Raw genomic sequence first — 26235 nt, 5'->3', positions numbered from 1 at the left:
TCGACGGCAGTAGACTCTGGACATGACACCAGAATCGATGGCCGAAGCCAAGATGGGCTATGGCATCGAGCGTCCAAAAGCCTTCATTGATGCGGTTGTCGCCATCGCACTTACCTTGCTGATCCTGCCGCTCATGGACAGTTTGGGAGACGCAGCACGCAGCGGCGACGACACGCTCACATGGCTCGTGGGCCAGCGTGGGCAAATCACCAGCTTTCTGATCAGTTTCGTGCTGATCATGATGTTTTGGATGATCAATCTGCGGCTGTTCTCGGTTGTAGAAAGGGTCACCGAACCACTCCTGTGGCTGCTCGCAGGCTGGGTACTAACCATAGTTTGGCTCCCAATAGCAACCGCGATTACGGGGCGAATGGCAGATGACGACATTCTCGCGAGAGTCCTCTACATCGGAAGTTTGATCCTGACTTCTCTCATGTCACTGGCAGTGCGGCTCTACGTCCGCAATCATCCGAACCTGCGTACCGGCGGGGACCAGGAAGTCACTAATGGTGCCGCGATTGACATCTCTCTGGTCTTGCTTTTTACAGTCGCACTTGTGTTAGCAGTGGTTTTCCCTGTCGTTGGCTACTACTCGCTATTCGTCATGCTCCTGTCAGACCCGGTTCAAAGGATCGTTCGCCGATTGATGCCCCCACAAAGGACCGCATAGCGTTGGCTCTAAGCTTGCCGACGCACCAGCTAAGACCCGTGCAGGTTCGTCAGTAAGCGGCTGAGTGTCTGGGTCGAGAACGTCCTTTACCGCGGTGGGATCAGTGATGTCGGTGCTCTGAGGGAATCCAGCACTGGACCCCGCGCGGACCATGACCCTAACGGCTGCCCCTCTTTGAACCAGCTCATCAACCACAAGTCGTCCGATGCTGCCGGAAGCGCCAATGACGAGTATGGAGTTCACGTCTGGATCCGGATTATGCTCTGAACGCTATACGGGTCCGGCCCAGGAACTGCTAGTCCACCCATCAGCGGTGCATGCCAACAGCTGCCTCGATCTCTGGGTTAGCGGGGAGGTTCATGACCTGGTAAGAGAACTCCATCTCCCCTACCTCTGGATGATTCACCCGTTTCAGGCCCGCTCGGTGATGCCTCACATTGTGTTCTTCCCATCGAACTCTGAAATCTTCACTTCGTTCAACGAGCTCCGCAATCAGGGCTGCCAGTGCCTCGTCGTCGGGGTTCTGCCCCACATAGGTTCGAAGCGTGGCGGCTATTGCATCGGCGTTCTCTTCCCAGTCTGGGAAAAAGTCTCTGGATGCAGGGTTGAGGAAAGTGAACCGTGCAGTGTTCTGCTTGCTGTCAGGGTCACCAAGCAGAGGCGCATAGAGAGCACGTCCAAGGGAGTTTGCCGCCACAAAGTCGGCGGGTTCTAGGGGTCAGTGCAACAGGATTTATTCAATCACTTCGGCGGGAACGCAGGAAATCCCCTACTTCAGCTTTAATCTCCATGCCCCCACGCTACGCGAATCACGGCGTGCCTGACCTTTACCTGGATTTTGCGGTATTCGCCCAAAGGGGCGCCCGCGGTGAGAATCTGTTGACGAGTCGCGGCGTACCGCGTAGCTTCAAACCATTCAACCCCGTCGGAAAGGCACATAAATCATGGGCGGACTGCCACTACACCCCCTGGTCGTTCACGCGCCCGTTGTTCTGATTCCACTGTCTGCCATTGCCCTTGTGCTACTGATCTTCGTTCGCAAGTGGCGCCCCCACTACGCGTGGCTGGCCGTGGCGGGATTGGTCGTCGGCACCCTTGGTGCTGTCGCAGCAGTCCTGACCGGAAATGCCTTCGCAGAAACCATTGGCCTACCTGCCCGCCACGCAACCCTGGGAACGATTCTGGTGTGGACAGCCGCTGCGCTCAGTGTCTCCGCGATCGTCTGGTGGCTTCTGCAACATCAAGAGCGCGACAATGAGCAGGAGTCCCGCATCGTCTGGGCGTCCTCAATCGTCACCGTGGTCCTGGTTGTGGCAACCCTAATCTTCACCGTGCTGACCGGACACAGCGGGGCGGAAGCAGCGTGGGGCGGCACAACTTCGCAATCAGAGAGCACAGCCGTCGAGGACGAGAAAGGAACCGTCGAGGACGAGCAGGCAGCCGAGTCGCAGTCCGCTTCCCCGGCTACGACGTTCACCGCAGCGCAGGTTGCGCAGAACTCAGACGCCACTTCGTGCTGGGCCTCCGTCGACGGATCCGTTTACGACCTCACCGAGTGGATTTCAGAACACCCCGGCGGATCTCGAGAAATCGAAGCGCTGTGCGGCACCGACGCCACCGCAGCATTCCAGCGCCAGCACGGCAGCAACGCCGAAGCACAGCGTGAACTGGCAGGCTTCAAGATCGGCGAGTTGGGGTAGGCCTGTCCCACAGCGACCTCGGCCAAAAAACCGCAAGGAAGCGTTGTGAGCGCGACGCATGGGCGCGTAGTTCCGCAACGCAGGCGTCGAGGGCGGATTGCAGTGCTGAGCTAGGGATAGGGGACGCAGGCGTTCCGTAGCGTTCAGCATTGGCTGCATCGGCTAGGTACTGCGCGCTCCCGGCGCTCAAAATGCCCCTCTCACCCAGGTCCTCCACCAGGGCATCGGTGGTCTGGGCTCGGAGTGCGCCCATGAGACCCAAGTCAATCGCCGTGTCCTCGAACTCTGCCCAAGCCATTTGGGCGGACACACCCCGCAACCGATGAACTCTCTTGATCCAGCGAGTTGTTGCTGGAGTGAGTACTACCAGGGCAATGAGGGCGACTAGAAGCCACACCAGTCCCGCCAGGCTCTCTCCCTCAACGACACCCTCGGAACTCTCCACTGGGTTGGCCGCATCGTCGGCGGTGACGTCCTCCTCCGGGATCTCTTCCCGCTGAGGATTGGCCGCGTCTGGAGTCTCCGGTGCTTCTTCTTCGACCTCAGGTTCTACGGGCACGTCGTCGCCCGTTTCAGCGCGCACCCCGGCGCCACCTGGAGTTGGCTCAAAAGCGACCCAGCCGAAGCCGTCCTGGTAGATCTCCGGCCACGCGTGCAACTCGTTGTTACGCACCGAGGTCTGCGAACCGGGTTCAGACCCGCTGACGTATCCGACTGCAACCCGCGTTGGAATCCCAACACTGCGGGCCATAACTGCAAATGTGGAGGCAAAATGGACGCAGAAGCCACTCCTGGTCTCAAGAAAAGCCTCCATCACCGAGAACGGGTTGTCAGTTCCTGGCGAGTAAGGGGCTGATTCGTCATAGGTGAAGTCGCCGGAACGGAACCAGCCCTCAAGGGCGGAGGCAGCCTGGAGGGGGTCTTCACTTCCCTGCGTTACTTCCTGCGCCGCGGCTCGAATCGCCTGGGGAACGTCCTCGGGCAATTCCAGGTACTGCTCAGCTCCGCCCTGCGCGACCTCGCCGGTCGGTTGTACGGGTTCCGCTAGCGCCATGTAGCGGTTGCCACCGCGGGTGACTGCCACGTCCGAATGCGCGGTGTTCGACTCTTCGCGCCAAATCCACTCCTGCGGGTTAAACCCACCCCCACCACCGGTAACTTGCTGAGAAGACGAGTCAGGCAGGGGCAGCCAGGAGCTCACTAACCCCACGATCTCCACTTCAACTACCGCCTGTAGTTGCTCTGGGACGGGCGAGGGCGGCTGCTCCACCGCGCTCCGGCGCGTCTCTACGTCGAGGTCGCCTTCGGCCGCCTCCTCTTGGGGATACCACCTCCCGGTCGAGGAAAACTCGGCAAGAGTCGCCAGCTTGAAGCGCGTCGGGCCACCGGCGGTGTTTGTGTAGGTGAATGCCACGGTGGGACTGGGTTGCCGCAGATCCTCGGCGAGGGCGATCGTGACGTCGACACCCGAACCGCTCACGGGGCCCAGCATCAGCGACTCGTTCCAGACGCGGTCACGCGGAATCGGTGCAACGGCTACCACTGCGGCGGCGATCCCTAAGGCTGCCGCTGCGCCAACCAGGCCCGCCAGATTGAGTCGCGACGCCCCGAGCCACACCAACACCACGAGGGCGAGACCCGCCAGCAGCAGGGTTTCCCCGCCCACCGACACTCCTGTCACGGCGTACGGCACCAGAAGAAGAAGTGATGTTGCAATCCCTGCGATTGCTGGCGCTCCCACAAAGATCAGAGCCACAATCACCGAGGCGAGGAACGTAAACACTAGGAGCAGGGCCTCAAGTGGCTGCGAGGCCACCATGGGAGCCACGCCCTCGATGATGTCGACGCGCGCCATCGCGAACAGGGACGCCGGGTCGGTGAGCCATGTGCCTGCGCGGTACACCACCACTCCGAGCCCCGCCATGGCTCCGCCGAGGGCAGCCGCCGTGTACCAGGAAAGCGTTTTGAGGAGACCCGTAACAATGGTGGTCGTGGCGGCCACGGCGAAAGCACTATGCAACCATGGCCCAGGCTCCATCAGCGCCGTCATGGACGTCAACACTAGGTACCACAGGGCCGTAAGCACCGCGGTGGAAGCCAGCACAACCAGGGCAGAAGTACCGTTCCGAGGTTCTGCTTCAGTCACTGGCGCCGCCTTCAACCACCACAAGCTCCCACCCCGCCGGCACCGTCACATGGCCAACAGCGACGACAGTACCGCCCGGTCGTGAGGCAAGAGAGTCCGGCGGGTGGACCCCGGTCACAACGACCCCCCTGTCGAGAGATGGGGTGGCGTCCCCACTCGGTTGTACGAGGGCGAGCGCCACGAGGAGGGATTCTTCTTCCGTGAACAATTGGGGAGTTGAACTACCGACCGTCAGTCTCACCTGTACCCCGCACCGCAGCCACTCGCAGCCAATGGTCGCGGCGGCCCGCACGGCAGTTTCAAAATCTTCGCTACTTGCGTATGCGGCTGCGTCAGTGACAAGGTGCAGATTCTCAGTCTGAACGGCATCGTCCTCATGTAGGTTCACCAGCAGAGACCCCTGCCGTGCACTCTGTTTCCAGTGGACCTGCCGCTGCGGGTCACCTGCCTGGTAGTCGCGCACCGCACCTCCGGGGACGCCCATACCATTCAAATTAGCCTGGTTGTCCTCGGAGCCACTGCCCCACGCCACCTCCTTCAGTCCACCTAACTCCGCCGGCAGCACCAACAGTTCCTCTGACTCACGAACGCGCAGTCTGCGCACGGCGATGCCAAGTGGTTCCCTGAACTCTAGGGAAGATACCACCATGCGGACTGGGCCGCGGTTTCTCGGCACCCAGCGCACGGTGGCGGTTGTCGATTTGCCGCGGCGGGTCTTGATAGGTATGGACTCGGCGCTGCCTCCGAGATGCGCCGTCACAGTGACCACCCCACCAACCGCCACACGCAGGTGAATGCCAACTGCTATGTCCTCATCAACTGTGGGAAGACGACTCGAAACTGACAGGTGCAGACGAGGGCGGGCAACTAGTGGCAGTGCCACGGCTGATCCCAACCCGACAAAGACGAGTGCTGCCAGGAATGCCACCAGATACCAGGTGTCACGCAGCTGCACAAAATGGGCGCCGCAACCAAGAGCGGCCGCGCTCATCAGAAACGCCCAACCGCGCGCTGTGAGGTTGAGCGGGGCCCTCATCGCGTGGGTGTCCCTGCCACGACCTCGGCCACAATCGCCGACGCTGCATTGTGGGCCTCACTCACGGACCCGAAACGACCCGCAACTGTTAGGCGGTGCGTGAGTACGCTTCCCGCCAGAACGGCGATGTCGTCGGGGGCAACGAATGCGCGTCCGCGGATTGCGGCCCGTGCCCGAGCCATCTTCGCTAGGTGCAGGCTTGCGCGCGGACTGCCGCCGAGGACGAGTCCGGAATGCGACCTCGTCCCCCCAACAATCTGCACTAGGTAGCGGGCTGCCTCATCAGACAGGGCGACCCGCGCGACGGCGTGCTGCGCGGCAACCACGTCATCGACGGTGGCAACAGCTGTGACGCCGTCGAGCGGATCGCGACCGCCGCGGTCTGCCAGCATGGCAATCTCCGAACGTACATCGGGGTACCCCAGGGAAACACGGGTCATGAAGCGATCCCTCTGCGCCTCGGGAAGGGCGAACGTTCCCTCCATATCTTGGGGATTCTGCGTAGCGGCAACGGTGAACGGGGCTGGTAGGCGATATGTCTGACCGTCGACTGTCACTGACCCCTCACCCATCGCCTCAAGAAGTGCTGACTGCGTCTTGGGGGTGGCACGGTTGATTTCATCCGCGATGACCACGTTTGTAAACACCGGTCCGGGGTGGAAATGGAACCGCTGGTCACCGGGATCGTAAATGGAAAGACCCGTCACGTCGGTGGGGAGCATATCGGAGGTGAACTGGACGCGCCGCATTCCGGCATCCAGGGACTTTGCCAACGCGGCGGCCAGCGTCGTCTTGCCGACGCCGGGAACATCCTCGATCAACAGGTGTCCACCTGCAAACAGTGTGGTGATGGCCGCTTCTATTGGACCCGATTGACCGCTAAGGACACGGCCCATCGATCGGGCAAGTCGCCTTGCGATGTCGCCTACATAGTCGAGGTCATTGGTTTGTTGTGCCAAAGTGGGTTCCTCCTAGCAAAAGGGTAACGGTGCTCCGGGGCTTGTGACAGGGAGTGTCAGTACCCCTTGACTCTCTGCTAAACCTTTGACACACTGTGGCTTGTGATCTCCTACACAGACTTTATGGCTCAAACCAAGCGCGCAATTGCGGACTCCAACGCCGCATCCGACCCCAACTATCCACGGTTCCACGTGGCTCCCCCGGTGGGACGCCTCAACGACCCCAACGGCCTCATCGTCGACAATGGCGTCTACCACGTCTTCTACCAGTTCGGCCCATTTTTCCCCACCGGCAAGTTGATTGCCTGGGGCCACGCAACGTCCTCGGACCTGGTCAACTGGACTCAACACGACCCGGCCATCACGCCCACGGACTGGTTCGACCGAAGCGGGGTCTACTCCGGCGGAGCTATTCAACGCGGTGACGTCACGTGGCTGCACTACACGGGCAACGTCAAGACGGACGAGGGCGTTCGGGAGGCATACCAGTGTGCAGTCACCACTCGCGATTTCAAGACTTTTGAGAAACTTGCGGCAAACCCGCTCATCTCAGGACCTCCCCCCGGATACACAGCCCATATCCGCGACCCCTTCGTCGTGCCAGCCGGCGATGGCTACGTGATGTACCTGGGCGCACAGAGGGAAGATCTCAGCGGGGCAATTCTGGTTTACACCTCCGACGACCTAGAGAACTGGGAGCTGTCGGGCGAACTCGAAGTTGAAGGGGAAGGCTACGAGCACTTCGGCTATATGTGGGAATGCCCCAACGTCCTGCAGTTGGCGGACGAAGCAACCGGCGAAGAGTTTGACGTCCTGCTGTTTTCGCCTCAGGGAATCGATGCCGAAGACCACCAGTTCCGCAACATCTTTGCCTGCGGGTATGTGGTCGGACATCTTGAGGGGCGCCACTTTACGCCGACCTCAGACTTCATTGAGCTGGATAGCGGGTTCGAGTTCTATGCACCGCAGGTCTTCACCTTCGGACCGGACGAGGACGCGACAACTCCCCTCCTGGTGGGGTGGGTCGGGAACGCCTCCGAAGACAACCAGCCCTCGCTGCGCGACTATGGCTGGGTCCACATGCTGACCACCGCGCGGGACCTGACGCTTCGGGATGGGCGAATCTACCAGTCCCCGCGCCTTGAGCGTTTCGTGGAGCCCGATACGCGCGTACAGCTTGCGTCGGGCACGGCGGTCAAGGGTGAGGAGGTCGACTTTGCAGAGTTGGCTGACCAGCGCAGTTTCGTCCTCGACCTAGAGGTTGCGGGCGACGACGCTTGGCACATCATATTGGGAAAGCCAGACGGCGCTCACGTTCGCATTGCGTTTGCCGACGACACGATGATGGTCGACCGCTCCTCCACGCACTACCCGCACGGAGATAGGCGTGAAATCACGATCCCCGCGGCGGGGACCCGCAAAGTCAAGGTCGTTCACGACCGATCTGTCACGGAAATATTCGTGGGCGACGGCCACACAGCCTTCACGATGCGCAGCTATCTAGACCCCGATGGGTTCCGCGTCCAAATCGGCGGCAAAACCACACTTGTCCGCGCACAAGCGGCCATACTATCAATGTGACGCAGGCCATTCTGTCAATCGATTGACAGACCTGTCATACGATTGACACACTGGTGTTGGGGACAGACCCCGGGCAGTTCAGGGAGGAACAGCATATGGACCATAGTCGAGTCGCTGCGACGGTGTTAGACGCCGTCGGCGGCCCAGAGAATATTTCGGCGGCAGCGCACTGCGCCACACGCCTCCGGCTTGTCCTTGTCGACAACGACAAGATCGATCAGAAGACACTGGATAACGACCCCGACATCAAGGGCACCTTTGCTGCCGGGGGTATGTTTCAGATCATCATCGGCCCCGGCGATGTCAATATCGTTTACAAGAACCTCGCTGACAAAGGTGTCCGGGAAGTCTCCAAAGATGAAGCAAAGGGCGTAGCTGCTGAGAAGCAGAACGTCTTCTCACGTTTCATCAAGACTATCGCCGACATTTTCGTGCCGATGCTTCCCGCGCTGGTAGCCGGCGGCCTCATGATGTCCCTCAACAACATCATGACCGCTCAGGGTCTGTTTGGACCCCAATCGCTGATTGAGCTGTGGCCTTGGCTCACCGACTATGCGGCGCTGATCCAGCTGGTTGCCTCCGCGGCGTTCGCCTCCCTGCCCGTACTGATCGGCTTCTCGGCCGTCAAACGTTTTGGTGGCAACCCCTACCTCGGCGCCGCGATGGGCGCCGCCATGGTTTCTTCCGAACTGATCAACGCCTACGCCCAGGTCGATGTGGCCGCTGCTGGAGGCATGGAGGCCTGGCAACTGTTCGGGCTCACCGTCACCAAGGTCGGCTACCAGGGGCAAGTCATCCCAATGATTGCTGTTGCCTGGCTGCTGGCAACCATTGAGAAGTGGCTGCACAAGCGCCTCAAGGGCACCACCGACTTCCTGGTTACCCCGCTGGTTACAATGATCGTCACCGGGTTCCTTGCCTTCGTCATTGTTGGTCCGTTCATGCGAATCGTTGCTAACGGTCTTACCGAGGGTCTCCTGTGGTTGTACACAAACGGCGGTCCAGTTGGCGGCTTCGTCTTCGGGTTGGTTTACTCCCCGATCGTTATCACCGGTCTGCACCAGTCCTTCCCTGCCATCGAGTTGCCGCTCATCGCTGATGTTGCTTCAACGGGCGGCTCGTTCGTTCTGCCGATTGCCTCCATGGCCAACTCCGCTCAGGCAGCCGCTGCACTAGCGATTTTCCTCCTGGTGAAGAATCAGAAGATCAAGGGTCTGGCAGGCGCGGCCTCGGCCTCGGCCTTCTTCGGGATCACCGAGCCAGCCATCTTCGGTGTCAACCTTCGAATCCGCTGGGCCTTCTTCTGCGGCATGATCGGTTCCGCCTTTGGTTCCGCCCTGGTAAGCCTCTTCGACCTGCGCTCGATGTCGCTGGGTTCTGCCGGTATCCTCGGCTTCGTCGCCATGGTGCCAAAAGACATCCCGCTCTTCTTCGTCGCCCAGGCAGTTTCCATCGGTCTGGCATTTGGGTTGGCGATGTTCTGGGGCAAGACCCGAGGCAAGGCCGACCTGGTCGAGGGCGTCCAAGAAGCAGCAGAAGACTTCGACAAGATCGACGAGGCCGCGGCGGTTAGTGCTCTCATTCAAGGTAACGATATGCCGGTTGGTTACGACGCCACAGATGCAGCAGCAGTTGCAACTGCGGTCCTCGAGCGCACTGAGGTTGAGGCCGTCGGAACTGTCGCCTCCCCTCTTCACGGCATCGCAATGCCACTGGATCAGGTGCCGGATCCCGGCTTCGCCAGCGGCGCAGTTGGCAAGGGCATTGGGATCTACCCAATTGAAGGAATCGTCAGAGCCCCGAGTTCCGGCAAGGTTGTCATGACATTCCCAACCGGACACGCAGTCGGCCTGAAGCTCGACAACGGCGCCGAACTGCTGGTCCACATCGGTATCGACACCGTCAACATGAAGGGCGAAGGTTTCACAGTCCACGTGGAGCGCGGCGCTCAGGTCAAAGCCGGAGACCCCTTGGTTTCTTTTGACCGCGACGCGATCGAAGCCGCCGGATACTCCCCGATCACCCCGGTCCTGGTCACCAACCACAAGAAATTTGCTGACGTCGAGGGCGCGGTAGTCGGCCCTGTTGACTTCGGCCAACAACTTCTAGTCCTTGAGGACGAGGCCTAGTTAAGAATCCTTCGGCCCGGCCTGCACAGATCCCCTGCAGGCCGGGCCGAAAGCTTTGTGACGGTAACCTTGACCGGTGACTAAACCACGTATCGCCATCTGCGGCATCCACATCGAATCTTCCACCTTCACGCCCTACGTCTCCACAGAAGCCGACTTCCAAGTCACTCGTGGGAGGAAGCTGCTTGCGCGCTACGCATGGATGGATCAGTCCTGGGCCCGCCAAGTTGAGTGGCTGCCTGTCCTGCACGCGCGGGCCCTGCCGGGTGGTGTGGTCGAACGGACAGCGTACGAATCCTGGAAAACTGAGATTGCGGCGGGCCTTGCGGGCTTGGCTCCCCTTGACGGCATCTTTTTCGACATCCACGGCGCAATGAGCGTGGAAGGGATGGACGACGCAGAAGGTGACTTGATCCAAGCAATCCGCGACGCGGTTGGAGAGGAGCCGATAGTCTCAGCCTCAATGGACCTGCACGGCAACGTCTCCATGGATCTCTTTGAGGGCTGTGACCTGCTGACCTGCTACCGCATGGCACCGCACGAGGACGCCCTGGAGTCACGCGAGCGAGCAGCGCGCAACCTGGTAGAGCGCATCATCTCTGGCAGTGGCAAACCCGCGAAGGCCCTGGTGCATGTCCCTGTTCTGCTGCCCGGAGAGAAAACCTCAACCCGCATTGAACCCGCCAAGGGCCTCTATGCAATGATCCCGCCGATCGAGGCCCGCCCCGGCATCCGTGATGTGGCGATCTGGATCGGCTTTGCTTGGGCCGACCAGCCCCGCTGTAAGGGCGCGGTGGTCGTGACGGGCGACGATTCCGAGGACGTGGCGGCACAGGCAAGCGCCCTCGCACAGGCATTCTGGGATGCTCGGGAGCAGTTCGAGTTTGTGGCGCCCGTTGGGACCGTGCAGGAGTGCCTCGAGGCCGCGTTCACTGGTCCGCGCCCCTACTTTATTTCAGACTCTGGCGACAATCCGGGTGCTGGTGGTGCGGATGATGTTACCGTCGCCCTCGCGGAGCTGCTGAAGTGGCCTCCGGTTATGGAGGGGACGCTGAGTGTCATTCTCGCTTCCATCCTTGACCCTGACGCTGTCACGGCTTGCGCGGTAGCCGGTGTGGGAAACACAGTTAGCACTCCGGTTGGCGGCAACATCGATTCGCGGGATCCGGGACCGGTGGAGGTCACAGGTAACGTGCGGACGATCTTCGACGATCCGCGCGGCGGCCTCACCGCCGTGATCACCACGGGCGGCCTCGACCTCATTGTTACCTCGAAGCGCAACCAGTATGCGGAACTAGACCAGTACCTTGCATTGAGGCTTGATCCGCGTGATGAGGACGTGGTGGTTGTGAAGATCGGCTACCTTGAACCGGACCTCTATGATGCGCAACGAGGCTGGATGATGGCGCTCACTCCCGGTGGCGTGGACCAAGACCTAGAGCGGCTGGGACACGCCAAAATCGATCGGCCCATGTTCCCGTTCGACGCATTCGTGGCTGCCCCGGATCTGCGGCCCGTGGTCAGATTGACCAGATAGAGGGCGGCACCTCAGGAGTAGCAACGCTCGAAGCAAGACTGGTTGATGCACTCTCTACGACGGATACGGGAAGTTCAAAGACGCTGGGCTCCTCATCGTCGCGAGTTCCGCCCTCGGCATCGATCTGAGCGACAAGAAGTTCCACCGCCTTCTGCGCCATGGCATCAATCGGTTGAACAACGGTTGAGAGCCAGGCAGCCGCGGTTCGCACAGCGCTGGTGCCGTCGAAGCCGATAATCTTCAGGTCCTCCGGGACCCGCAGCCCCCGCGAACGCGCCCAGTTCGCCACATTGCAGGCGGTGAGGTCATCAGTGGCGAAGACCCCGTCAAAACTGCCCTGCAGATCCTCAAGACCGGCGTGCAACATGGTGGAATACTCTGGCTCCGGTGTGCCGAACTTTACGGAAACGGCGAGCGGCTCTATGCCTGCGGCCGCCACCGCCTCGCGGTAGCCTGCCTCACGCAGGTTGCTGGGGCCAAGTGAGGATGTCACCAGCAACGGCCTCGAACACCCCCTGGCAATTAGGAGTTCGGTTGCGAGCCTGCCTCCCTGACGATTGTCTGCCCGCACGTTAGGGATGTGTCCGGCAAGGTTGCGGTCAACCATGACGATCGGGAGGCGCGTTGTCTCATACTCGGGAATCAAGGCATTGTGAGCCCCGGTGATCAGTCCGTCAACGCGCCGTCCCTCAAGCTGGCGCAGATAGCCGCGCTCGCGGTCACTTCTACCCATACTGTTGCAGAGCAGGGCACGGTAGCCACGTTCGGCCAAATGGTGTTCGAGGGCGGCCGCCAACTCTCCAAAAAATGGGTGTGCGACAGTTGGGACGATGATGCCAACGATGTTTGTCTTACTCCCCAGCAGTGCCCGAGCGACCTCATTCGGCCGGTAGTTCAGTTCCTTGATTGCGTCCGCAACCTTGTCTTTGGTCTGCTGGCTGAGGTAGCCGCGATTGTTGAGGACCCGTGAGACGGTGGTCGGCGAGACACCCGCAAGCGCCGCCACGTCAGCGAGATTCGGTTCCTGGTCTTTACGCATCTCACCGCCCTTTCCCGGTACCTGCATCTTAGACGGCTGTGAGTCCCGCAGGGGCTCCGCCATGCTTGACACGGTAGCCTTTGGTTTATGAACTCCAACGCGCCAATCCTCGAACCGGGATTCGAGGGCGTCCTCGACGTCTTCACCCAACTGCTGAACGACGGTGATGAGGTCGGAGCCAGTCTGAGCGTGTGGCGCGATGGCGTCCCCCTGCTTGAGGTTCACGGTGGATACGCTGGCCTAGGTCGGCCCTGGCAGCCGGACACACTTGCCATGACCTATTCGACTGGCAAGCCGATCGCTGCACTGGCTGCCCTCAAGGCGGTTCGTGATGGTTTGCTCGATTTGGATACGCCGGTGGAGCGATGGTGGCCGACGTTTGCAACGCGCGGCAAAGAATCCACCACATTGAGGCACATACTGAGCCACACCGCTGGTCTACCGACCTTTTCTGAGTATGCTCTCCAGGTAGATCCCACCGACAAGTCTGCACTCATCCAGGATCTCATCGACCAGGAACCACGCTGGCAACCGGGTGCGGTCATCGCAGAGCATGCTGCAACCTACGGTCACCTCATTGACGGGGCCCTTGCAGCGGTGGGAGCCGACGATGTCGCCACCGCAACCGAGGCGTTGGCAGCAGAACTGGGCATCGACCTCCACTTCGGGCTCAATCCCGGTGACCAAGGCCGAATCGCTGACTTGGAGATTATCGACGACGGGTTCACTGCCGAGTATTTGGAGCGCGACTTCGGAAGTGCTGCCCTCTCCAACCCGGTTGGCGTCCTCGACCCCGCCTTCACAAACACTGCGAAGTGGCGGGCCTGTTCCTTCCCGGCCATTGGGCTTTATACAAACGCCACCTCACTGGCGCGTTTCTACGATGATCTGGGGAGGACTGACGGGGCGGTAGCCCACTACCTCGGCCCTGAAATGTACCGGGAGTTCCTCACGGCGCAGGCCACTGGTCACGACCACTTCCTTGACTCACCGGCCTCGTGGTCGCTTGGACTGCGCGTTGACGACGGAGAGTTCGGAATGGGTGGCATCGGCGGCAGTGGAGGTTGGTTCGTCCCCTCACGCAACTACTCCATGGCATACGTGACCCGGGGACTTGGTACGTTCGAACGCGTCGACCTCCTCGGCGAGGCCGTCGAGGACGCCCTCGGAACAACTAAGCGGACTTCAACGCCTTCTTAGTTGAAGACTCAGGGCTCAGATCGACACGACGCAGAAGCTGGGCGTTGAGGGCAACAACCACCGTTGAGGCCGACATTAGTAGCGCGCCAATACTCATGGGCAACACAAAGCCGATTGGCGCCAGGACTCCGGCGGCAAGTGGCACGGAGATCAGGTTGTATCCCCCGGCCCACCAGAGGTTCTGTTTCATCTTGGAATAGGTGGCGTTTGACAGGTCGATGACGGAGAGGACAGAGCGTGGATCTGAGCTGGCGAGGATGACGCCAGCGGTGCCAATGGCCACTTCTGTTCCAGCGCCGATCGCAATACCGACATCCGCCTGGGCGAGCGCCGGTGCGTCGTTGACGCCGTCACCAACCATTGCCACCATGCGCCCTTCGTCTTGCAACTCCTTGACTTTGGCAGCCTTATCTTCGGGTCGGACGCCGGCGAACACGCGGTCTATGCCGAGCTCTTCGGCTACGGTATCGGCAACTGCCTGGGCATCCCCGGTGATGAGGACGACCTCTAGGCCAAGGGTATGCAGTGCTTCCACGGCGTCACGGGACTCTGGGCGTGGTTCGTCCTCGAGACGCAGCGCGCCAATGGCCTTGCCGTCGGAGACTACGTGGAGGATGATGGCGCCCTCATCACCCCATTCCTCGGCGATCTCAAGTTGGTCGAGGCCGCGTTCGTCCAGCAGTTTCGGTCCGCCCACCTCGATAGTCTTACCGTCAACCGTTGCCTTGACCCCAACTGCAGGGGAGGACGCGAAGTCAGCGGCACTGGGAACCGACAGGTCCTGTGCGGCCCCTGTTATTGCGCGGGCCAGCGGGTGCTCACTATCAGCTTCGGCAGCTGCGGCAAGTGCGAGTACCTCGTCCTCATCCATTCCGTTCACAGTGACAATGGCGGTAACTGTGGGTTCACCCTTGGTCAGGGTGCCTGTCTTGTCGAAAAGGACTGTGTCTACCTTGCGCATTGATTCGAGGGCGAGGCGATCCTTGACAAGCACCCCGGCACTAGCCGCGCGTTCGGTGGCGATGGCGACAACCAGCGGGATGGCAAGGCCAAGGGCATGAGGGCAGGCAATGACGAGGACGGTGATTGCCCGTACGACGGCGTCATCCGGGGAGCCGAGTAGCGCCCATACCACAGCGGTAACGACGGCCGCACCCAGTGCGAACCAAAACAGCCACCCGGCTGCCCGGTCTGCAATGCGTTGGGCTCTTGAGGAGGAGTTTTGTGCTTCGGAAACCAGCTTTTGGATCCCAGCCAGTGCGGTGTCGTCACCAATCTTGGTGATCTCAACGCGCAGACCTGAATCGGTCGCGATTGTCCCAGCGACAACACTGTCACCGCTCTCGCGGCGCACCGTTCTCGATTCTCCGGTGATCATTGACTCATCCATTGAGGCGGAACCGTCAACTATCTTGCCGTCGGCGGGGACTGAGGCGCCGGGGCGAACCACCACAACGTCGCCTACTTCCAAGTCAGCGGGAGCAACGGGGACAACGTCATCACCCTCGACTCGTTCAGCCTCATCTGGCAAGAGCGCGGCAAGGCTGTCGAGGGCGGAACTTGTCTGGGCGAGGGAGCGCATCTCAATCCAGTGCCCCAGCAACATGATGACGATCAGTAAGGCTAACTCCCACCAGAAGTCGAGTTGGTGGTCGAGCAGGTGCAGGCTGGCCCCCCAGGAGGCAAGGAATGCCACGGTGATTGCCAGCCCAATCAAGAGCATCATCCCTGGCTTGCGTGACTTGATTTCGTCGATGGCCCCACTCAGGAAAGGCCAGCCACCCCAGAAGTACATGACCGTACCCAGGATCGGCGAAACCCATTTGATCCAGGTCATATCAGGCAGTGTGTAGCCGATCAGGTCCGCAAACATTCCGTTCGCCGCCACCACAGGCACTGCCAGGACAAACATGATCCAGAAGAGGCGCTGGAACTGCTGGGCATGGCCACCATGACCGGCATGAGCATCGTGGTCGCCGTGATGCTCATGAACATGTCTCGAGCTGTCTGTCATCTCCATTCCCCCACGGTAGCTCCCAGCGCGGATCTCGCCTATGGGTTGCATACTGAGCGCGAACGTGCCCCTGCCATGCCATAAGCTTCGAAGGTGACTGAACCAGAGAAAACCTCTTCTTGGGAGCGTGACAGCCTCGTCCTACTTGCGAAGCGCTCAAGCTCCCCGGAAGCATCCATCACCTATGCCCTGACCGCCCTGTTTCGCACCTGGAAGCAGCACACTGGTGCGGACATTAACGTAGATGCCCTCATTGAACCGCTGGCGTCGAACTGGTCCGATCTGGCGTCACGCACCTGCGGTGAGATTGACGACGATGCGCGCCGCACTGCGGCCGCAGACATCTCCGCCCGGTTCGAAGCCCTTCTCGACGCGCGCGCCTCCCTCGCTTCACGAGCAGCTCTGCAGTCCATGTCTTCACCCGCGCTGAACAAGCTCATCGGGGCACTGGCCGGATCCGCCCAAAATGCAATGGATCCAGCTTGCGGACTCGGCGGCACGCTTGCAGCAGTGGCGCGGCAAACCCAGTGTCTCTACGGAATCGACACCGACCCCTACGCAGTCGCCATCACCCGGATGCGTCTCCTTATCGCGGGGGCTGTCGATCCGATCATAGAGGTCGAAAACTCTCTCACCGACCCACCCGAGCGCAAGTTCGACCTGGTCATCTCCCAGCCGCCCCTCAACCCACATCTTTCAAGCGCAGAGATCGCACCCAGCCTGGTCTCACAAGTGGGTCCTGAGTGGCGCACCCTTGATGGGAACGCTACCTGGCTTGCTCTCGTGGCATCGTTGATCTCTGCAACGGGGCGCGGGATCGTGGTTGTTCGGCCCGCCTCTTCTTCCTACCGCACACAGATTCAAACAGTGCGCCGCAAGCTGGCTAAGGAAGGGCGCCTCGAAGCCGTCATCACGCTTCCCCCAGGTTCAGAGCTAGGCAGCGACGTCGCACCTTTCCTGTGGGTACTGTCGGGTGCACGCGATCCCAAGAAACTTGGCGCCGACGGTGAAAGCCGGGTACTGATGGTTGCAGCCAGCACCGTTGATGGATCTGAGCAAACTCGCTCCGATGCGGCCTCGGTAGTGCAACTTATTGTCGACTGGATAGACGAGGCCAAAGAACCGGTTGCACCGCCATGGCTTGCCGCACTTGTCCCCTCATGGGAGTTGGAGGCGAAAGGCTATGCACCGCAACTGCACCTGACGAACCCACCGATTCGTCACCAGGTTCGGCCCACACCCCCGGGCCATCTTCTCACCGAGCTCCGACTCCACAACTTCAAGAGTGTCGGGGAGCCCCTCACGCTTCCCCTGCGTCCCCTCACCCTGCTCTACGGGAAGAACTCCGCAGGCAAGTCGTCCCTGATCCAGTCGCTTCTGCTTCTCAAGCAGTCGCTTCTCAGTGGGGCATTCACGGCAGCCGGTGACAATGTCGACCTCGGCAGCCTGCCCGGCCTGCTGCATCGCCATGATCTTGGCGAACCAATGAACATCGGCATTTCATTTGCCTCCAACCCAAGCATCGATGCTGATGCGGCCCTGCCGGATCCGCGTCGGATGCGCTCCTTTGATGTTCGTTTCACCTATCCCCATACTCAAGACACGGGGATGCCGGAAGCGTTGAAACTTGGTTTGGGCGACGACAGCTTTAGGTTCGATTTCCACGCCCCAGACTTCTACCTCCCCGTTGACGCATTTCGGCGAGCCACCACACTTCTCACCACGGAGGGCGCCCTCTACCGCTCTGACCTGGTGCAGGGCACTGAGGCTGCCGGAGCGTTAGCTGATGCCGCACAACCCTTCGCCTTCCTAGCTGACGACGCGTTTCCTGAGCTACTTTTCCGACCGGATGGCATCACGGTTGGCACACTGAACCCTCAGTTCCGAGCAGAGATTGACTACCGAACATCCGGGTCCGCCTACCAGGCCTGGGGGCGCGAGGCGGTGAGTGCGACCACCCGACTATTCCAGGCCCTTTCCCAAGAGTCCGTGAACCTCGCCCAACGCATGGTGTACCTGGGTCCCCTGCGCCGCGCTCCAGAGAGGTTCAGTCACCGCAACGCAAACGCGGGCATCTTCGACATGCCGTTTTTCCTGTTGGAGAACCCTTCAGAACGCGAAGAGGTGTCCGCGGCACTCCAGCGCCTCGGGGTGCCGTACGTCCTCGACGTCGTCAACCCCATCCACCCCAAGCACCGCGACACCCTAGGGGATATCGCTTCGGTGGTACTCACCGATACCCGGAGTGGGGTGGATGTGACACCGGCCGACGTCGGATTCGGAATCTCCCAGGTCCTGCCGATCATCACGGAGCTTTCGGCGCGAACCAACAGCGTGATCATGGTTGAGCAGCCTGAGATCCACCTCCACCCAGCCATGCAGGCGGAACTAGCTGACCTCTTGATTGAGTCAACAAATCCTGCGGGTCGGGGCAACCAAATCATCGCCGAGACCCACTCTGAAACCCTCATCATGAGGATCCAACGACGCATTAAGGAGCAGTTGATTACGCCCGAGGACGTCCTCCTCCTCTACGTTGATCAAGCCGAAGGCGGGAACGCCTCCATACGCGAACTCCGCATCGACGAAAGTGGCGAGTTCATCGACCACTGGCCAGGCGGCTTCTTCGATGAGCAGTTCAATGAAATCTTCGGGGACTTGTAGTGCTGCTCAACGTTCACATCACGCCGCGCGCGCTGGTTGAAACAACCCAGTCGGAAGCGCGGTTCAATGCACCCGCGCTCCGTCGTGACCTGGTTGAACTGCTACTCCGCCACGGCGTCATGCGCTTCACGTCCTCGGACGAGGCCGGACGGTGGATCGACTCCCTGGGACTGCCAGACCTGACTCCAGCGGAGAAAAAGGAGTGGCAGCAACTACTCCTCAGCCTCAAAAAGCAGGGCAGGCTTAGCGCTTCCACTCCCCCGCTGATCACAGATGCCGAGGTCGCCAGCACACTCGCCGAGATCGAGGGCCTCACCAAGGGTGCGCCAATGCTCTCGGTGCTGGGGGAAGAGACCTACCGGCGACTCTTTCCCGATGCGACCAGTGGTCACGCTGTGCCTTACCCAGGTTTGGAGATCACCGTTCCCGGCTCGGTTGCGGACTCACAGCTCTACCAGGGCCTGCGGGAGCTGGTAGACACCGGAAGACTCCCCGAAGGAACCCCGCGGAGCGAAGTGTGGAACTCCCTCTTTGGACCCCTGGCCTCAGTTAGCAAAGAAATCACCATCTTTGACAAATATCTGCTGAGCCGACTGTTTGAAACCGGTGATGAACACGTCACCTGGATGCTCAAGAACCTCAACGAGGTCTCCCCCGAGGGAGCGGGAGTTGTCCTCATCGCCGCGCGCGGCATCGAAGGTCAATACGGCGAGGAGAGGATTCCCTCTGACGCTCGCGAGGCTGAACGCCTGCTTCGTGAGTACCTCCCAGACACCTGGGGGCGCCTCGGCTCCGTCCAGGTGGTATTCGCAGAGTCCACCCGCGCACGCCACATGCACCACGACCGCCACGTCCGGTTTAGCGCCGGTGCGGCAATCGAAGTCCCCGCGGGCTTCGACCGTCTTGACCAGCCTCGCCTCCGCGATAGCTTCGGTTTCACCTACAGGTGGTCACCGGCTGCACTGGCCGAACTGGAATCGCGTGAGCAGGAGGTCAAACGCGCCCGCGGCACCCACATCGTGCGACTCAAGGCCGGGAGTCGTCCCTCTTAGTGGCTTCATCTTGTCCAGAGCCCTCCCGGGTTGGTTGCACGCGAACCTCAACAATCCTGTTACCGTCAACCTCCGTGACCTCAAGTGTCCACGATTCGTCCTCGACCACCACTGTCACCGAGTCCCCAACTTCGGCAACGCGATCGAGGTTGTCCATGACGTAACCGCCGATAGTCTCATAGGGCCCCTCGGGAAGCATCAATCTGGTCACGTCAGCGACGTCCTCGAGCGTGAGGACACCGGGAACCAACCACGGCCCCCGTTTCGACTCACTGGTCACCTCAGCGTCGCCCTCGTCGTATTCGTCCTGAATATCACCAACCAGTTCCTCAACCAGGTCCTCCAACGTAACAATCCCGTCGGTGCCCCCGTACTCATCGATGACGAGGCCGATGTGAACACGCTGGTCACGCATGGTTGTGATAGTTGGCAGCAGCCTGTTAGAGCCAGGAAGGACCACGATGTCACGCACCAGATCACGAATGTAGATCGGCTCGCCACCGCGGTTACGGAACGCCGCCTCCCAAACGTCGCGGACGTGAACAAAACCCATGATGTTGTCAACGTTGCCATCACGGACCGGGTAGCGTGAGTAGGGCTGTGCGGAGACATTCGCCAGCGCATCCTCCACCGTTTGGTCCGCATCAAGAAACGCCACGGCGTGACGAGGTTGCATAACTTCCGCCAAGGTGTGGTCCCCCGCAGCAAAAACGTCAGCGAGAATGCCCCTCTCGTCAGCATCCAAGCCTTCGTGCCCGGTGACGACCTCGCGGAGCTCGGCCTCGTCCATTTCTTCGCTGGTCTTGTTGGGATCACCGCCGAACAGCCGCACCACGGCGTTCGTCGAAGCGGACAAGACAGCGATGACGGGTCTCATCAGCGTTGCGAACGACCCCAGAGTCGGGGCAGTGGCGAGCGCAACTGTTGTTGAACGCTGCAAACCGATGCGTTTCGGAACCAGTTCGCCGAGGACCAGTGAAAAGTAGGCAATAAGAAGGGTCATGAAGATCAGCGCCACCGTGTTAGCAACCGACGTGTTCATGCCCCAACTTGTCAGAAGTGGGACGAGGGCGGGCGCAATTGCTGATGCCCCATAGGCTGCGGAGAAGAACCCTGCCACGGTGACACCAATCTGCACCGCAGCTAGGAAGCGGTTCGGGTCCCGGGCGATTGCTGCGGTCCGCTCACCCCGCTTGCCCTTCTTGGCCAACTGGTCAATTTGACTGGGTCGCAGTGATACCAGGGCGATTTCGGTACCCGCGAAGATACCGCCGATGATTATGAAGAGGAAGACGAGGCCGATGCTCCACCAGATGTCTGCGCTCATTGCGTCACTGCCATCTTCAAGAAGGTCACGCAGGTGGGTCGGCCGTTGGTACTTCGATAATCATCCATCCACCTATTCCATACGAAACCATGGCGGCTTCGCAACCTGAGCAAGAGGGTTTGCCCTAGGCAGAAATCGCCTGCTGACCTATCCGCACTATTGTGGCAAGATCTGGGGCCAAAATCGCTGGTCTTCATGCCACAAGAGTGATGTCAGCCAGAGGCGGACCCCGGAGATCCAGCACCCGCCCAGCCCACTCCCAGCACCCGCCCAACCCACTCCAAGCACCCGCCCAGCATGAAGTGTATACGTGGGGGCGAAATGTGCCTCTGGGGTATGTACCCCAAGGTGACTTCCGTTCCCCACGTATACATTTCACGCCGTGGAGGGCGGCAAACACACGGTGGAAGCGTGAGGGCCCACCATGGAGGGTGGTAGACACACCACGGAAGCCGAAAAGCGGGCGACTGGGGTGGAAATGGCCGCGACGAAGGTGGAAGCACACGCATCACTGCGCGACGCCCCAGCATTAGCGCGCCGGTTAGGGCATAGCGAGCCGGTCCGGCCCCTCTACACCCTGAATGACGCCGTTATACGACCTAGTCGGCTCGCTATGGCCCAACCGGCGCGCTAACGGGAACGGGCGACGCCGTCGGACCAGTCCCGGGATTGGCTAGGCCGAGCGCCGTACCTCCGGGCGCACCATCGGCAAACCGAGGCTCACCGGGCCTCCACTCGAGGCCCCTGCTAGCGCAGAAATAGAACATCCGCCGCACCCAGACGCTTCGGGTTCGTCCCAAGTAATCTGCGTGTCCGCGCCAAAGTCGAGCCGCGTTTCCTGGTCGCCGTGCTGCTGCATGGCGGTTGCCAGCATCAACTTGATGCGGTTGAGCTGGTTCACCTCGGAAGCGCCCGGATCAAAGTCAACAGAAACCACGTTGGCCTCTGGGTAACGGTTGCGAATCGCGCGGAACATGCCCTTGCCGATGACGTGGTTAGGCAGGCAGGCAAACGGCTGGGCACAGATGATGTTGGGACAGCCGTGCTCGATCATGTCGACCATCTCTGCCGTCAGGTACCAGCCTTCACCCGCCTGGTTCCCCATGCTGGCAATGTCCGTGGAACGCTCAGCCATCTCAAGGATCCCTCTGTGAGGAACGAACTTCCCGTTAGTCTTCAACAGCGCGGCCCGCACCGGATCTTCATACCTCTCCATCGCCCACAGCGCCGCCGAGCGCAGCCTGCGGTTCTTAGTTGTTCCCCCCAGGTTCTCCTGGTTCCATTTCCCGCTAGCCGCTGAGTTATGGAAGAACTGCATGAGGCCGGGAAGGACGGCCTCGCACCCCTCTTCCTCAATGACATCAACAGCGTGATTGTTAGCATCGGGATGGAACTTAACCAGGATCTCCCCCACCAACCCCACCTGGGGTTTGCGTGGAATATCCAGCAGTTCGAGGTCGTCAAACTCCCGGACGCACTTTGCAATCAGCCTGCGGAAGGTCCAGTGTCCGCGCCACTCCTTCGAGTAGCCGCCCTCAGAAAGCCACTGCGTCATGAGGTCGTTCCACCGCTCGTAGAGCTCCATGGCACTGCCCGGAACGGCCTCGTAGGGACGCACTCGCAGCAGCAGCGACTGCAGCAGGTCACCAAGCACAATGGACTGGATCGCTCGGTTGATATCACCAAGACCCAGCGTAAACCCGGTGTTCTCTTCGATTCCCTGCACCGAGGCCGCAATCACCGGAACCTGGGGGAAGCCCGCGTCCCGAAGTCCCTTGCGGAGCAGCGCCGCATAGTTGGTAGCCCGGCACATTCCGCCAGTCTGCGTGACGGCAACTGCCGTGCGATCAGGGTTGGATCGACCCTGAACAAACTCATCCAGTAGCTGTCCGATCACCACGATGGCCGGATAGCACGAATCGTTGTTGACGTACTTGAGGCCCGTCTCCATCGTCTCGTGGTTAGTGTGTTCGAGGACGCGCACGTTCAAGCCCGCGCGCTGCAGAACCGGCTCAAGCAGTCGGAACTGGATCGGAGCCATCTGAGGGGCAAGGATTTCCCACCCGTCCTCGCGCATCTCCTTCGTGAAGGAAGCGTGGGGCACCACGTGTCCGGCCTCGGCGGCCTCCTCGGCAGCGGCAGCGCCCGAGGGGTCAACCAGGTCCAGCGTGTCGACGTGTTCCGACACCAGTGACTCCCGCTCGGTAACGGCAGCCTGCAGCGACCGCAGCCGAATCCGTGCTGCGCCAAGGTTAGAAACCTCGTCGATCTTCAGGACGGTGTGCACATCCCCGCGGCCCTCGAGGATCTCTTGCACCTGATCAGCCGTGATGGCGTCAACGCCGCAACCGAATGAGTTGAGCTGCACCAGCTGCAGCGACGGCTCATCACCGACCCGTGCGGCGGCCTCGTACAGTCGAGAGTGGTAAGCCCACTGGTCACGCACCCGTAGAGGCCGCTCCAGCCGGCCGTCAGTGAGGCAATCTTCGGTGAGCACAGCCATGCCAAGACCGTTGACCAGCTCGGGGATTCCGTGGTTGACCTCAGGATCAAGGTGATACGGACGTCCGGCGAGGACGACCCCCTTGACGTCGTGGTCAGCAATCCATTGCAGGTACTCGGCACCCTTCTCACGAACGTCACGCTTGAACGCGGCATCCTCTTCCCATGCGGCGTCGAGGGCGGCCTGCATTTCGTCGACCGAAACATCCCAGTCGGAAAATGCTGAGGCAAGGTGCTTAGCAAGGTAATCGCGGTTGTCCAGATTCACGAATGGAGAGATGATCCGAACGTCCTCCGCCTGCTCAATATTGTTGCGGATAACCTCCGGGTAGGTCGCGACCACCGGACAATTGAAGCTGTTGTCAGCCCCGTCAAACTCCTTCTGCTCGAAACTGACGCAGGGGTAGAAGATTGTTCTCACACCCTTGTCGAGCAGCGACTCGATATGACCGTGGACCAGTTTGGCCGGGTAGCAGACGTTCTCAGAGGGAATGGACTCCATCCCCCGCTCAAAGAGGTTGTGGTCGGACCGTCCTGAAATCATGACGCGGAACCCCAGAGTAGTCAGCATCGTGAACCAGAATGGGTAGTTCTCATACAGGTTCAATGCACGCGGAATGCCGATGTCACCGCGGAATGCCTTCGCTTCTGTCAGGCGGCGGTAGCCGAAGAGCCGCTTGTACTTCCAGTCATACATGTTCGGCAGCTCAGACTTCTTGGGGATCCGCTCCAAAGAGGCGCCGCGATCACACCGGTTACCAGAGACGCTGCGTTCCCCATTGGAGAAGGTAGAGATCGTCATTTGGCAGTGGTTCTGGCACAGGCGGCAGGTCTTGCGGGTTGTCTCCACACTAAAGCGGTCGAGGTCGGACAGCTCAGCAAGGGTCGACTGGGTTCCCTCATCGTGAAGTTTGGCAGTCAGGGCTGCCCCGTAGGCTCCCATGAGTCCGGCAACCGAGGGACGCACGACCTCACGGTCGGTGAGCAGTTCGAATGCCCGAAGCACCGAATCATTGAGGAAGGTGCCGCCCTGGACGACAACCTTGTCGCCGAGGTCGGAGGGGTCCTTGAGCTTGATGACCTTGTAGAGCGCATTACGCACCACCGAGTAGGACAGGCCCGCGGAGATATCGCGAACGTTGGCCCCCTCTTTCTGCGCCTGCTTCACCGATGAGTTCATGAACACCGTGCAGCGTGTCCCCAGATCCACCGGCGCATCAGACTCAACGGCGAGGCGGGCGAAGTTCTGCACGTCCGTACCCATTGTCGCCGCGAAGGTCTGCAGGAACGACCCGCATCCTGAGGAGCAGGCCTCATTCACCGAGATTGAGTCGACTGCGCGATCCTTGATCTTCAGGTACTTCATGTCCTGGCCACCAATGTCGATTACCGAAGTAACCCCGGGCATCATGTGGTCGGCTGCGCGGAAGTGGGCCATGGTTTCGACAACGCCCTCGTCCATCTGCAGAGCAGCGGCAACCAGGGCTTCCCCGTAACCGGTTGAGCAGGAGCGTCCGATGTGAGCAGTCTCCGGGAGCTCCTCACGCACCCGACGCAGGATGGCGACTGCCGCGGCCACTGGGTCGCCCTCGTTGGGGGCGTAGTGAGAGAAAACAATCCTCTCGTCCTCGTCGACGAGGACGGCCTTGATGGTTGTCGAGCCAGCGTCAATTCCCAACCAGCACCGCCCGTGAGCCTGAGAGATCGGAAGGGTCGGAACTTCGTCGAGGGCGTGGCGGTCTTGGAACCGCGCCCTTTCCTCATCGTCTGCGAAGAGGGGCCTCATCCGAGAGGACTCCGCAATGACATGGGCCGTTGTGAGGCGGTCGATAAGCGTGACCAGCTTCTGTGCCGACTGCGCCTCGGTTGCGGCATTCTCCGCCGAGAGCGCGGCACCCATAGCGACGTAAAGCTGGGCGTTATCAGGGGTGACGAAGCCTTCTGCGCTGGGAAGCAGGCGCTCATAGGCAGCGCGAAGCTGGGGCAGGAAGTGGAGCGGGCCACCGAGGAACATGACGGTGCCGCGAATCGGCCGCCCATTCGCCAAACCCGCGATGGTCTGTGTCGCAACCGCAGAGAAGATGGAAGCCGCAAGATCTTCGTGCGCCGCACCTTGGTTGAGGAGTGGCTGGAGATCTGACTTGGCGAAAACGCCACATCTCGACGCGATCGGGTAGAGCTGCTTGTGGCGCGAAGCAAGGTCGTTGAGGCCTGTCGGATCAGTCTGCAGCAGAGTCGCCATCTGGTCGATGAACGCACCGGTGCCGCCTGCGCAGGTGCCGTTCATGCGCTGCTCGGGCGTGGGGTGCAGGTAGGTGATCTTGGCGTCCTCACCCCCAAGTTCGATGACGACATCAACTTCGGGATGCAGCGTCTGGGTTGCATGCGTGCCCGCGATGACCTCTTGAACGAAGGCAATGCCCATCGTCTTGGCAAGAGAGAGTCCGCCCGAACCTGTAAGCGCAGCGGTAATGGGTACGTCCTCGAACCGGTCGTAGATGTCCGCCAGTAAGCGAAGTAGCTCCCCCCGCACGTCGGCATTGTGGCGGCGGTAGTCAGAGAAGACCACGCGGTTGCCATCAAGGAGCACTGCCTTGACCGTCGTGGAGCCAACATCCAGCCCCAGGCGGAGCGCGTTACTACTGCTCATTGCTTCCGGTACCTCCTACATCATCAACT

The 26235-nt window shown here is 60.8% G+C and carries 17 protein-coding genes; 8 read left to right on the top strand and 9 right to left on the bottom strand.

Annotated elements, in window-relative coordinates:
- Positions 1 to 22: 22 nt before the first annotated feature.
- A complete protein-coding gene (locus IDL90_RS00945; RefSeq protein ID WP_187994025.1) occupies positions 23 to 670 on the top strand; it encodes a TMEM175 family protein in 648 nt (215 codons plus the stop codon).
- Here the strand turns inward: IDL90_RS00945 and IDL90_RS11780 are convergent.
- Together IDL90_RS11780 and IDL90_RS00935 are read right to left on the bottom strand one after the other, a co-directional pair.
- Positions 614 to 913, bottom strand: a complete 300-nt coding sequence (locus IDL90_RS11780; RefSeq protein WP_187994024.1) for an NAD-dependent epimerase/dehydratase family protein — start codon at positions 911 to 913, stop codon at positions 614 to 616. The two genes, IDL90_RS00945 and IDL90_RS11780, sit on opposite strands and share 57 nt — an antisense overlap.
- Before the next feature lie 64 nt (positions 914 to 977).
- Positions 978 to 1367, bottom strand: coding sequence for a hypothetical protein (locus IDL90_RS00935; RefSeq protein ID WP_187994023.1), 390 nt, complete (start codon positions 1365 to 1367; stop codon positions 978 to 980).
- Positions 1368 to 1614: 247 nt separating this feature from the next.
- Here IDL90_RS00935 and IDL90_RS00930 point away from each other — a divergent pair, with 247 nt between their 5' ends.
- Complete coding sequence (locus tag IDL90_RS00930) at positions 1615 to 2370, top strand: cytochrome b5-like heme/steroid binding domain-containing protein (RefSeq protein WP_187994022.1); 756 nt, start codon at positions 1615 to 1617, stop codon at positions 2368 to 2370.
- Here the strand turns inward: IDL90_RS00930 and IDL90_RS00925 are convergent.
- From IDL90_RS00925 to IDL90_RS00915, 3 genes are read right to left on the bottom strand one after another with little or no spacing between them, the layout of a single operon-like run.
- Positions 2348 to 4516, bottom strand: coding sequence for a transglutaminase domain-containing protein (locus IDL90_RS00925; protein WP_187994021.1), 2169 nt, complete (start codon positions 4514 to 4516; stop codon positions 2348 to 2350). The genes IDL90_RS00930 and IDL90_RS00925 overlap by 23 nt on opposite strands.
- A complete protein-coding gene (locus IDL90_RS00920) occupies positions 4509 to 5507 on the bottom strand; it encodes a DUF58 domain-containing protein (protein WP_187994020.1) in 999 nt (332 codons plus the stop codon). The genes IDL90_RS00925 and IDL90_RS00920 overlap by 8 nt, the downstream gene beginning before the upstream one ends.
- Before the next feature lie 41 nt (positions 5508 to 5548).
- A complete protein-coding gene (locus IDL90_RS00915) occupies positions 5549 to 6511 on the bottom strand; it encodes a MoxR family ATPase (RefSeq protein WP_259349470.1) in 963 nt (320 codons plus the stop codon).
- 123 nt (positions 6512 to 6634) lie between these two features.
- Here IDL90_RS00915 and IDL90_RS00910 point away from each other — a divergent pair, with 123 nt between their 5' ends.
- The 3 genes from IDL90_RS00910 to IDL90_RS00900 all read left to right on the top strand — a co-directional run bounded on the left by IDL90_RS00910 (position 6635) and on the right by IDL90_RS00900 (position 11758).
- Positions 6635 to 8092, top strand: a complete 1458-nt coding sequence (locus IDL90_RS00910) for a glycoside hydrolase family 32 protein (protein ID WP_187994019.1) — start codon at positions 6635 to 6637, stop codon at positions 8090 to 8092.
- A 95-nt stretch (positions 8093 to 8187) separates the two neighbouring features.
- The gene (locus IDL90_RS00905) at positions 8188 to 10221 is read left to right on the top strand and encodes a sucrose-specific PTS transporter subunit IIBC (protein WP_182140945.1); all 2034 of its coding nucleotides are present in this window, start codon (positions 8188 to 8190) and stop codon (positions 10219 to 10221) included.
- A 76-nt stretch (positions 10222 to 10297) separates the two neighbouring features.
- Entirely contained in the window at positions 10298 to 11758 is a 1461-nt protein-coding gene (locus IDL90_RS00900; RefSeq protein ID WP_187994018.1) for a M81 family metallopeptidase, read from the top strand.
- Here IDL90_RS00900 and IDL90_RS00895 read toward each other — a convergent pair.
- Positions 11742 to 12797 carry a LacI family DNA-binding transcriptional regulator gene (locus IDL90_RS00895; RefSeq protein ID WP_182140947.1) on the bottom strand — a complete coding sequence of 352 codons (1056 nt, stop codon included), beginning with the start codon at positions 12795 to 12797 and terminating at the stop codon, positions 11742 to 11744. The two genes, IDL90_RS00900 and IDL90_RS00895, sit on opposite strands and share 17 nt — an antisense overlap.
- Positions 12798 to 12884: 87 nt before the next feature.
- Here IDL90_RS00895 and IDL90_RS00890 point away from each other — a divergent pair, with 87 nt between their 5' ends.
- Positions 12885 to 13997 (top strand): serine hydrolase domain-containing protein, encoded by a 1113-nt coding sequence (locus tag IDL90_RS00890; protein ID WP_187994017.1) that lies wholly within the window; start codon positions 12885 to 12887, stop codon positions 13995 to 13997.
- Here IDL90_RS00890 and IDL90_RS00885 read toward each other — a convergent pair.
- A complete protein-coding gene (locus tag IDL90_RS00885; protein ID WP_220458720.1) occupies positions 13972 to 16011 on the bottom strand; it encodes a copper-translocating P-type ATPase in 2040 nt (679 codons plus the stop codon). The two genes, IDL90_RS00890 and IDL90_RS00885, sit on opposite strands and share 26 nt — an antisense overlap.
- Positions 16012 to 16104: 93 nt before the next feature.
- On the opposite strand from IDL90_RS00885, the gene IDL90_RS00880 reads away from it, so the two are divergent.
- Both IDL90_RS00880 and IDL90_RS00875 read left to right on the top strand, forming a co-directional pair.
- Positions 16105 to 18675 carry a DUF3696 domain-containing protein gene (locus IDL90_RS00880; protein ID WP_182140950.1) on the top strand — a complete coding sequence of 857 codons (2571 nt, stop codon included), beginning with the start codon at positions 16105 to 16107 and terminating at the stop codon, positions 18673 to 18675.
- On the top strand, positions 18675 to 19727 hold the full coding sequence (locus IDL90_RS00875) for a hypothetical protein (RefSeq protein WP_187994016.1): 1053 nt from the start codon (positions 18675 to 18677) through the stop codon (positions 19725 to 19727). The genes IDL90_RS00880 and IDL90_RS00875 overlap by 1 nt, the downstream gene beginning before the upstream one ends.
- Here IDL90_RS00875 and IDL90_RS00870 read toward each other — a convergent pair.
- Positions 19702 to 21054, bottom strand: coding sequence for a hemolysin family protein (locus tag IDL90_RS00870; RefSeq protein ID WP_187994015.1), 1353 nt, complete (start codon positions 21052 to 21054; stop codon positions 19702 to 19704). The genes IDL90_RS00875 and IDL90_RS00870 overlap by 26 nt on opposite strands.
- A gap of 673 nt (positions 21055 to 21727) precedes the next feature.
- On the bottom strand, positions 21728 to 26206 hold the full coding sequence (locus IDL90_RS00865; RefSeq protein WP_182140953.1) for an acyl-CoA dehydratase activase-related protein: 4479 nt from the start codon (positions 26204 to 26206) through the stop codon (positions 21728 to 21730).
- Between the last annotated feature and the right edge of the window lie 29 nt (positions 26207 to 26235).

It is taken from the genome of Schaalia sp. JY-X159 (assembly GCF_014525425.1).
Lineage (GTDB): Bacteria > Actinomycetota > Actinomycetes > Actinomycetales > Actinomycetaceae > Scrofimicrobium.
Note: the sequence above shows the minus strand (reverse complement) of the source record. Positions and strands in the feature narration are given on the sequence as shown.

What these genes read in the sequence shown, in the direction of transcription:
- IDL90_RS00870 (WP_187994015.1), bottom strand. Translation starts at nt 21,054, where the DNA reads ATGAGCGCAGACATCTGGTGGAGCATCGGCCTCGTCTTCCTCTTCATA.
- IDL90_RS00885 (WP_220458720.1), bottom strand. Translation starts at nt 16,011, where the DNA reads ATGACAGACAGCTCGAGACATGTTCATGAGCATCACGGCGACCACGAT.
- IDL90_RS00910 (WP_187994019.1), top strand. Translation starts at nt 6,635, where the DNA reads ATGGCTCAAACCAAGCGCGCAATTGCGGACTCCAACGCCGCATCCGAC.
- IDL90_RS00905 (WP_182140945.1), top strand. Translation starts at nt 8,188, where the DNA reads ATGGACCATAGTCGAGTCGCTGCGACGGTGTTAGACGCCGTCGGCGGC.
- IDL90_RS00890 (WP_187994017.1), top strand. Translation starts at nt 12,885, where the DNA reads ATGAACTCCAACGCGCCAATCCTCGAACCGGGATTCGAGGGCGTCCTC.
- IDL90_RS00945 (WP_187994025.1), top strand. Translation starts at nt 23, where the DNA reads ATGACACCAGAATCGATGGCCGAAGCCAAGATGGGCTATGGCATCGAG.
- IDL90_RS00920 (WP_187994020.1), bottom strand. Translation starts at nt 5,507, where the DNA reads ATGAGCGCGGCCGCTCTTGGTTGCGGCGCCCATTTTGTGCAGCTGCGT.
- IDL90_RS00895 (WP_182140947.1), bottom strand. Translation starts at nt 12,797, where the DNA reads ATGCGTAAAGACCAGGAACCGAATCTCGCTGACGTGGCGGCGCTTGCG.
- IDL90_RS00865 (WP_182140953.1), bottom strand. Translation starts at nt 26,206, where the DNA reads ATGAGCAGTAGTAACGCGCTCCGCCTGGGGCTGGATGTTGGCTCCACG.
- IDL90_RS00930 (WP_187994022.1), top strand. Translation starts at nt 1,615, where the DNA reads ATGGGCGGACTGCCACTACACCCCCTGGTCGTTCACGCGCCCGTTGTT.